Raw genomic sequence first — 8185 nt, 5'->3', positions numbered from 1 at the left:
CTGGCCATCCATGCGGGCCGGGCGCGCGGCACCCTCGGCGCCGAGGCGGAGCGCCGCCTGGTCGACGCGCTGATCACCGTGCCGGGCCTGATGGCCGACGCGACCAAGCTGGAGGGCGCGATCGAGGTCCTGGCCCGCGAGGTCGCCAAGGCCCGCGACGTGCTCTACCTGGGGCGCGGCACCAGCTACCCGATGGCACTGGAAGGCGCCCTGAAGCTCAAGGAAATCAGCTACATCCATGCGGAAGCACGCCGCCGGCATCGCCGCCACCTCGCCNGGTCGCCAAGGCCCGCGACGTGCTCTACCTGGGGCGCGGCACCAGCTACCCGATGGCACTGGAAGGCGCCCTGAAGCTCAAGGAAATCAGCTACATCCACGCGGAAGGTTATGCGGCGGGTGAACTCAAGCACGGTCCCATCGCCCTCATCGACGAGAGCGTGCCGGTGATCGTGATCGCCCCCCACGACGCGATCTTCGAGAAGACGGTCTCGAACATGCAGGAGGTGGCGGCGCGCGGCGGGCGCATCATCCTGATCGGCGACGCCAAGGGCGCGGCCGCGGCCGGCCTCGACACCATGGCCACCGTGACGATGCCCGACCTCGACCCGGTGGTGGCGCCCATCGTCTACGCGGTGCCGATCCAGCTCATCGCCTATCACACCGCCGTCTTCATGGGCAAAGACGTCGACCAGCCGCGCAACCTCGCCAAGTCCGTCACGGTGGAATAGGGCGCCGGCTCCGGGACGCGAACGAGAAGGGGGCGCGGACCGGCCGGTCCGCGCCCCCTTCTTTCGTCCGGCGGGACCGGGCGCCGCGCGCCCGGTCCCTGTCGGCTCACGTGGCCGGCTGCAGGGCCGGGAGCTCCGAGTCGAGGGGCATCGGATTGCCGCCCATGGCGGCGGCGAGCTTGACGTCGTCGACCTCGCCCTCCCAGCGGGCGACCACGATGCAGGCCACCGCGTTGCCGATGAAGTTGGTGATCGCGCGGCACTCGGACATGAAGCGGTCGACGCCGAGGATCAGCGCCATGCCGACGACCGGCACCGAGGGCACCACCGCGAGGGTCGCCGCCAGGGTGATGAACCCCGAGCCAGTGACGCCGGCCGCGCCCTTCGAGGAGAGCATCGCCACGAGGAGCAGCAGGCCCTGCTCGCCGTAGGTGAGCGGCGTGTCCGTCGCCTGGGCGATGAAGAGCGCCGCCATCGTCATGTAGATGTTGGTGCCGTCGAGGTTGAACGAGTAGCCGGTGGGGACCACGAGGCCGACGACGGGCTTCGAGCAGCCGGCGCGCTCCATCTTCTCGAGGAGCGAGGGCAGGGCCGACTCGGACGACGAGGTGCCGAGCACCAGCATCAGCTCTTCCTTGATGTAGCGGATGAGCTTGATGATGGAGAAGCCGTTGTAGCGGGCGACCGCACCGAGGACGCCGAGGACGAAGATCGCCGAGGTCAGGTAGAAGGCGCCGACGAGGTAGGCGAGGTTGGCGAGCGAGGCGATGCCGTACTTGCCGATGGTGAAGGCCATGGCGCCGAAGGCGCCGATGGGGGCGACCTTCATGATGATGTTGACGACGCCGAAGATGGCTTCCGACAGCACCTTGATGATGTCGAGCACCGGCTTGCCGCGGTCGCCCAGGAAGGCGAGCCCGAAGCCGAACAGCACCGAGAAGAACAGGACCTGGAGGATCTCGCCGCCCGAGAACGCTCCCACCGCCGTGGTCGGGATGATGTTCATCAGGAAGTCGGTGATCGACTGCGTCTTCGCCTTGTCGGCGTACATCGCGATCGACTTCGGATCGAGGGACTTCGGATCGATGTGCATGCCCGCGCCCGGCTGGACGAGGTTCGCCACGATCAGGCCGACGATCAGGGCCAGGGTCGAGAAGGTGATGAAGTAGATCAGCGCCTTGCCGCCGACGCGGCCGACCTTCTCGAGGTTGGTCATGCCGGCGATGCCGGAGACCACGGTGAGGAAGATCACCGGCGCGATGATCATCTTGACGAGCTTGATGAAGGCGTCGCCGAGCGGCTTCATGTCCGCGCCGACCTGCGGGTAGAAGTGGCCCAGCGCGATGCCGATCGCCACCGCGACCAGGACTTGGAAGTACAGGGTCCTGTAGATCGGCTTGGGCTTGGGCGGCGCGTGCGGCGCGGTGAGGGGCAATGGTACAGCGGCCATGATGGCGTTCTCCCGGTTGGTCTCTCGAAGGATGTCGGCTCGGCCCGGGGCCAGCGCCCCGCCTCCGTCCGCTCTTGGTCTTGCGCCTGCGGGCTCCCGCCGGCCCGGTCGCGCCCTGGCGGGGCGCGGGAGGGGGGGCGAGGGCCGTTCGGCGGGTAGCCCTGCGCTTCGTGCAGGGCAGCCTTACCCTCCCGGAATGGCAACCGGCGTGCCAGCGGCGCGGCGCACGAAACTTTTTGTTAAACGCCTGATATCAGGATCGTTTTTTCCATGAGCCCGCGCCGCTCTCAGGATCGCCTTGCGAAAACCCGGACCCGGCCGCGGAATCCCGTCCGAGAATTCGCAGAGGGGCGGCGGCCATGACGCCGGAGGCCATGACATCGGAGGCCATCACGCCGGGGGACCGGCCGATCGCGGCACACCGTGCGAAGGTGCACGTGCCGAGCCGCCGGAGCCTCGTGCTGCTGGCCAGCGTCACCGCGATCCTGCTCGCCGTCTGGGTCGCCGGCGGCGTCGCCGAGCGCTGGGCCCTGGCCGACCTGCGCCGCACCGCCGAGGCGACGCTGGGGCTTCAGGTCGGGGTCCTGGCGGCCGAGATGCAGAAGCAGGCCTCGCTGCCCCTGGCCCTGGCGGCCGACCCGGAGATCGCCGCCGCCGCGGAGGCCGCGCCGCCGGAGGCGCTGATCGGCCGCGTGAACCGGCGCCTCGCCCAGGTGGCCGAGGCGACGGGCTCGGCGGTGATCTACGTGATCCGCCCGGACGGGATCACGGTGGCGGCCAGCAATACGGAGGGGCGCGGCAGCTTCCTCGGCCGGGACTACGCCTTCCGGCCCTATTTCCGGCAGGCGATGCGCGACGGGGCCGGCTCGCAGTTCGCCCTGGGCACCGTGAGCGGGCGCGCCGGCCTCTACCTGTCCCGGCGGATCGGGAGCGCCGGCGGCGTCGTGGTGGTCAAGATCGAGTTCGACGCGGTCGAGGCCGCCTGGCGGGCGGCGGGGGACGGGGTGTTCGTCGCGGATGCGCGCGGCATCGTCCTCGTGGCGAGCGACCCGGCCTGGCGCTTCACCACCCTGCGGCGGATCGACGAGGCCGAGCGCCGGCGCATCCGCGAGGCCCTGGAATTCGGCGACGCCCCCCTCGACGACATGCCGCTCTATCCGGTCGCCGGCACGGCGGACCTCGTGCGCGTCGGCCAGGGCGCGCGGCCGGCCTGGGCCGCGCTGCGCCTCGACGCGCCGATCCCCGGCACCGCCTGGCGGCTCACCACCCTGACCTCCCTGGGCGGCACGGTGGAGCGCGAGCGGGTCCAGGCCTGGATCATCGCCGCCCTGCTCACGGGCCTGGCCTGCCTCGGCCTCACCGCCCTCGCGGGCCGGGGCCGGCGCAACCGCGAGCACCTCGCCCGGGCCTCGGCCCAGCGGGACGCCCTGGAGGCCCGCGTCCGGGAACGCACCCTGGAGCTCACGGCCGCCAACGGGATGCTGCGGCTCGAGATCGAGGAGCGGCAGCGCGCCGAGGCCGAGCGCGAGCGCCTGGGGCGCGAACTCGCCCAGGCCGGGCGCCTGGCCGCCCTCGGGCAGTTCGCCGCCAGCATGGCCCACGAGATCAACCAGCCGCTCGCCGCCATCCGCTCCTACGCCGACAACGCCGCCATCCTGGTCCGGCGCGGCCGGACGGAGGAGGCGGCGGAGAACGCCTTCGCCATCGGCCGCCTCACCGACCGCATCGGCGGCCTCACGCGCCAGCTCAAGGGGTTCGCGCGGCGCTCCTCCGCCAAGCGGGAGCCGGTGGCCCTCGCCGAGATCCTGCGCAACGCCCTGGAGCTGGTCGAGGCCCGGGCCTCGGCCGCCGGCATCCCGCTGGTGACGGAGGCGGGCCCCGACGGCCTGCGGGTGCTGGGCGACGGGCCGCGCCTCGAGCAGGTCGTCGTGAACCTGCTCCAGAACGCCCTCGACGCCGTGCAGGGCCGGCCCGATCCCCGCGTCGCCCTGCGGGTCGTCGACGAGGCACCGGACCGCGTCGCCCTCGAGGTCCGCGACGGCGGGCCGGGGATGCCCGAGGCGGTGCGGGCGCAGGTCTTCGACGCCTTCTTCACCACCAAGGCGGACGGGCTCGGGCTCGGGCTCGCCATCGCCCGCGGGATCGTCGAGGATTGCGGCGGCAGCCTCACCGTCCGGGACGATCCGGCGGGCGGTACGATCTTCCGCATGGCGCTGGCGAAGGCCCCGGCCTACGAGACGGCCGGAGCGGCCGGACCGGCGGAGACGACGACGTGAGCGAGAACAGGGATGGGGCCGCCTCGGCCGAGCGGGTCGTCTTCATCGACGACGAGGCCGATGTCTGCCGCGCCAACCGCCAGAGCCTGGAGCTCGACGGATTCCGGGTGGAGACCTTCGGGGCGGCCGGGCCGGCCCTGACCGCGATCCTCGCCGACCCGCCCGGCCTCGTCATCACCGACGTGCGCCTGCCGGACCTCGACGGGGTCGCGCTGTTCGCGCGCCTGCGGGCGATCGATCCCGAGCTGCCCGTCATCCTGATCACCGGCCACGGCGACATCCGCATGGCGGTGGGGGCGATGCGCGACGGCGCCTACGACTTCCTGGCCAAGCCCTACCCGGCCGAGGCGCTGCTGGCCTCGGCGCGCCGCGCGCTGGAGCGCCGCCGCCTCGTCCTGGAGAACCGCCAGCTGCGGGCGCGCCTCGACGCGGCCCTGGAGGAGGATCCGGCCTTCCTCGGCGTGTCGCCCGAGATCGTGCGCCTGCGCCAGCTCGTGCGCGAGGTGGCGCAGGCCGACGTCGACGTGCTCGTCTTCGGCGAGACCGGCGCGGGCAAGGAGGTGGTGGCGAGCGCGCTGCACCGCTGGGGCCGGCGGGCCAAGCGCAACTTCGTGGCGATGAATTGCGGGGCGCTGCCCGACAGCGTGGCCGAGAGCGAGCTGTTCGGCCACGAGGCGGGGGCCTTCACGGGCGCCATGAAGCGCCGGATCGGCCGGATCGAGCACGCCCAGGGCGGCACCCTCTTCCTCGACGAGATCGAGAGCATGCCGCTCAACCTGCAGGTGAAGATCCTGCGGGTGCTGCAGGAGCGCAGGGTCGAGCCGCTCGGCGGCAACGACAGCCTGGCCATCGACATGCGGGTGGTGGCCGCCACCAAGGTCGATCTCGGTCAGGCGGCGGCGCAGGGCACCTTCCGCGACGACCTCTACCACCGGCTCAACGTCATCACGATCGCGATCCCGCCCCTGCGGAACCGGCGCGAGGACGTGATCCTGCTCTTCCAGGAGTTCCTCCGGCGGGCGGCCGCCCGCTTCGGCCGCGAGGTGCCGGCGATCACCGGCCCGGTGCTGGAGCACCTGCGCCGCCACGACTGGCCCGGCAACGTGCGCGAGCTCGGCCACTTCGCCGAGCGCTACGCGCTGGGCCTCGGCACCCTCGAGCTCGCGGCGCCGGAGATCGTCACCGCCGGCACCCTGGCCGAGCAGGTCGACCGCTTCGAGCGCGGCCTCATCCGCGAGGAGCTGATCATGGCGGGCGGGGATGTCCGGCTCGCGGCGGAATCCCTGGGGACGCCGCGCAAGACCCTCTACGACAAGATCGCCCGCCACGGGCTCACGCCGACCGACTACCGCTGAGGGTCCCGGCCGGGGCGGGGAGGCCGGCTCCGGAGCCGGTCTCCCCCGGTCACGTCAGTCGACGACCTTGCCGTCGGGGCCGACCTTGACCTTCTGCTCGCGGTCGCCGAGCGCCACCTTGATGTCGTACTGCACCGAGGCGCCCTCGCGCTCGACCTCGGCCTCGTAGGCCTTGCCGCCGCCGGCCTTCTGCTCGGCGATCTTCAGGGCGTCCTTAAGCGAGGTGGTGGCCTTCTGGAAGTCGGCGGGCTTCAGGCGGGTGAAGTAGCGCTCGATCGGCTGGTTCTCGGTCTTGTAGAGGGCGCCGCTATCGGCGTTGATGCCGTACTCGACCAGCTTGCCGTCGGGGTACACGACCTTGATGCTGTAGTGGTTCGGGTTCTTCGCGTCGGCCTTCTCGAAGTCGGCGTCGATGGCGCGGCCCTTCTCGCCCTGCTGCTCGGCGGTGGTCAGCGCCTGGGCGAGGCTGACCTTGCTGGCGGCGGCGACCTGATACTCCTTCATGTCCTTCTCGGACTTGGCCATATCGGTCCTGGTCGTGTCCGTCTTGGTCGTCTCGGTCTTGGGGGCGGGCGTCTGGGCCAGCGCGAGGCCGGAGCTCATCGCGAGGAGGCCGGCGGCGGCGGCGAGGCGGTGCATCATGGCGGGTCGTCCCTGTTCGGGTGTCGTTGAAGGACCCTGGAAACGACCGGCGGGCCGGTTGGTTGCTCCGCAGCAACCGCCGCGTCGCCCGCGCCTCAGCGGGGCGAGGACCCCGTCGACGCGAGGGCGCCGAGGCCCGGGCGCCGCACCGCGGAATCAGGACCTTGGACCGGCGCTTGCCGGGCCGCCCGCCGCGGACCGGCATAGCGGGCGAGCTTGCGCGCCGCGAGCGCGAACAGGCCCGCCAGGGCGAGGAGGGTCGCGTCGAACCACAGGAAGCGCGCCTCCCCGGCCGGCAGCCCGGCCCAGCGGTGATCGACCAGGGCGAGGTCGGCGGCCAGGACCGCGAGATAGAGGCCGGCCGTCGCGGTCAGCGCCGCGCCCCAGGCCCGGCGCGACGGGCCGGCCAGGGCCGCGAGCGTGACGAGGAGCCAGGTGGCGAAGAAGGCGCCGATCTCCCAGTCGGCCCGGCCGGACAGGGTGGGGGGCACGAGGCGGTTGGCGAGGAAGTAGGCCGCGATGGCCGCCGGGAGCCCGGCGACGGCGCCGATGTTCAGGGCCTGGACGAGGCGCAGGCCGAGGAAGCCCCGCTCGCCCGGCCGGGGCAGGCGCGCCACCGACCAGAGCACGAGGCCGGTCGCCACCATGGCCGAGCCCATCAGCCCGCACAGGAAGAACAGGATGCGCAGGGCCGGTCCGGCGAAGTGCGCCTCGTGCAGGCCGACCAGGGTGGTGAAGGTCCGGGTCGCCGGCTTGAGGCCGCCCTGCCGGACCTCCCGCACCGCGCCCGTCGCCCCGTCGAAGGCCACCTGCGGGTGCTCGTGCGAGAGCCCGTGCGGCTCCTCGAACACCGCCGTCACCACGGCATGCGCGTCCCGCGGGTTTGCGATCGACAGCCGCTCCAGGGGCTCGGACACCCGCGCCATGGCCTCGCGCACCATCGGGCCGATGGGCGCCAGGGTGCCGGGCTGCCCGGCGGGCGGGCGGGGGGCCGGGATCTGGCCGCTCTCGGCGAAGAAGGTCTGGGCCTCGCCCCGGTAGGCCGTGGTGATGCCCCAGGGCATGTACATCACGCTCAGGGTGACGATGCCCGTGTAGGTGATCATCAGGTGGAACGGCAGCGCCAGCACGCCGGTGACGTTGTGGGCGTCGAGCCAGCCGCGCCGGGGCGCCTTGTCCCGCCGCAGGGTGAAGAAATCCGCGAAGATGCGCCGGTGCGTGACGATGCCGGAGATCAGCGCCACCAGCATGATCATGGCGCAGAGGCCCACGATCCAGCGGCCCCAGAGCGGGGGCATGTGGAGCTCGAAGTGGAAGCGGTAGAGGAAGTCGCCGCCCTTCGTGTCGCGGATCGCGGCCGGCGCGCCGGTCGCCGGGTCGAGGCGGGCCTGCCCCGGCGGGGTGCCCGGCCTGGTCCGCCAGAACAGGTCGATCACCGGGCTGTCGGGCGTCGGCAGGCCGATGAACCAGGTCCGCGCGCCCCCCGCATGGGCGGCCAGATGGGCGACGCCGAGCTCGGCCGCCCGGGCCAGGTCGTCGGCCGAGAGCGATTCCACCCGCGGGAGCTCGGGCCGCATCCAGCGCGAGATGTCGGCCCGGTAGTAGCTCGCCGTCCCGGTGACGAAGACCGCCAGCAGGACCCAGCCGACGACGAGGCCGGACCAGGTGTGGAGCCAGGCCATGGCCTGGCGGAAGCTCGTTCCCATGCGTCCTCCGGAAGGCTGGGGTGGCGCC

General features: G+C 72.5%; 6 protein-coding genes and 1 pseudogene. 4 read left to right on the top strand and 3 right to left on the bottom strand.

The annotated features are described in order from the left end of the window. Together ASF49_RS21775 and ASF49_RS21770 are read left to right on the top strand one after the other, a co-directional pair. Positions 1 to 276: pseudogene (locus tag ASF49_RS21775) on the top strand (SIS domain-containing protein); the annotation flags it as partial. A 1-nt stretch (position 277) separates the two neighbouring features. Continuing rightward, the coding region (locus tag ASF49_RS21770) for an SIS domain-containing protein (protein ID WP_156653146.1) at positions 278 to 728 on the top strand (451 nt) is incomplete at its 5' end. 106 nt (positions 729 to 834) lie between these two features. Here ASF49_RS21770 and ASF49_RS21765 read toward each other — a convergent pair. Then, positions 835 to 2178 carry a dicarboxylate/amino acid:cation symporter gene (locus ASF49_RS21765; protein ID WP_056477924.1) on the bottom strand — a complete coding sequence of 448 codons (1344 nt, stop codon included), beginning with the start codon at positions 2176 to 2178 and terminating at the stop codon, positions 835 to 837. A 374-nt stretch (positions 2179 to 2552) separates the two neighbouring features. On the opposite strand from ASF49_RS21765, the gene ASF49_RS21760 reads away from it, so the two are divergent. Further along, complete coding sequence (locus ASF49_RS21760; protein WP_082511475.1) at positions 2553 to 4454, top strand: sensor histidine kinase; 1902 nt, start codon at positions 2553 to 2555, stop codon at positions 4452 to 4454. Next, positions 4451 to 5809, top strand: coding sequence for a sigma-54-dependent transcriptional regulator (locus ASF49_RS21755; RefSeq protein ID WP_056477922.1), 1359 nt, complete (start codon positions 4451 to 4453; stop codon positions 5807 to 5809). Before ASF49_RS21760 ends, ASF49_RS21755 begins: the two co-directional genes overlap by 4 nt. Before the next feature lie 54 nt (positions 5810 to 5863). Here the strand turns inward: ASF49_RS21755 and ASF49_RS21750 are convergent, their stop codons facing one another. Both ASF49_RS21750 and ASF49_RS21745 read right to left on the bottom strand, forming a co-directional pair. Next, on the bottom strand, positions 5864 to 6451 hold the full coding sequence (locus ASF49_RS21750; protein WP_056477920.1) for a PepSY domain-containing protein: 588 nt from the start codon (positions 6449 to 6451) through the stop codon (positions 5864 to 5866). 95 nt (positions 6452 to 6546) lie between these two features. Next, positions 6547 to 8157 (bottom strand): PepSY-associated TM helix domain-containing protein, encoded by a 1611-nt coding sequence (locus ASF49_RS21745; RefSeq protein WP_056477918.1) that lies wholly within the window; start codon positions 8155 to 8157, stop codon positions 6547 to 6549. Positions 8158 to 8185 lie beyond the last annotated feature (28 nt).

The sequence above is a fragment of the Methylobacterium sp. Leaf104 genome, assembly GCF_001422885.1.
GTDB lineage: Bacteria > Pseudomonadota > Alphaproteobacteria > Rhizobiales > Beijerinckiaceae > Methylobacterium.
The sequence above is the reverse complement of the archived record's forward strand: the minus strand, read 5'-3'. Positions and strand labels throughout refer to the sequence as shown.

What these genes read in the sequence shown, in the direction of transcription:
- ASF49_RS21765 (WP_056477924.1), bottom strand. Translation starts at nt 2,178, where the DNA reads ATGGCCGCTGTACCATTGCCCCTCACCGCGCCGCACGCGCCGCCCAAG.
- ASF49_RS21750 (WP_056477920.1), bottom strand. Translation starts at nt 6,451, where the DNA reads ATGATGCACCGCCTCGCCGCCGCCGCCGGCCTCCTCGCGATGAGCTCC.
- ASF49_RS21760 (WP_082511475.1), top strand. Translation starts at nt 2,553, where the DNA reads ATGACATCGGAGGCCATCACGCCGGGGGACCGGCCGATCGCGGCACAC.
- ASF49_RS21745 (WP_056477918.1), bottom strand. Translation starts at nt 8,157, where the DNA reads ATGGGAACGAGCTTCCGCCAGGCCATGGCCTGGCTCCACACCTGGTCC.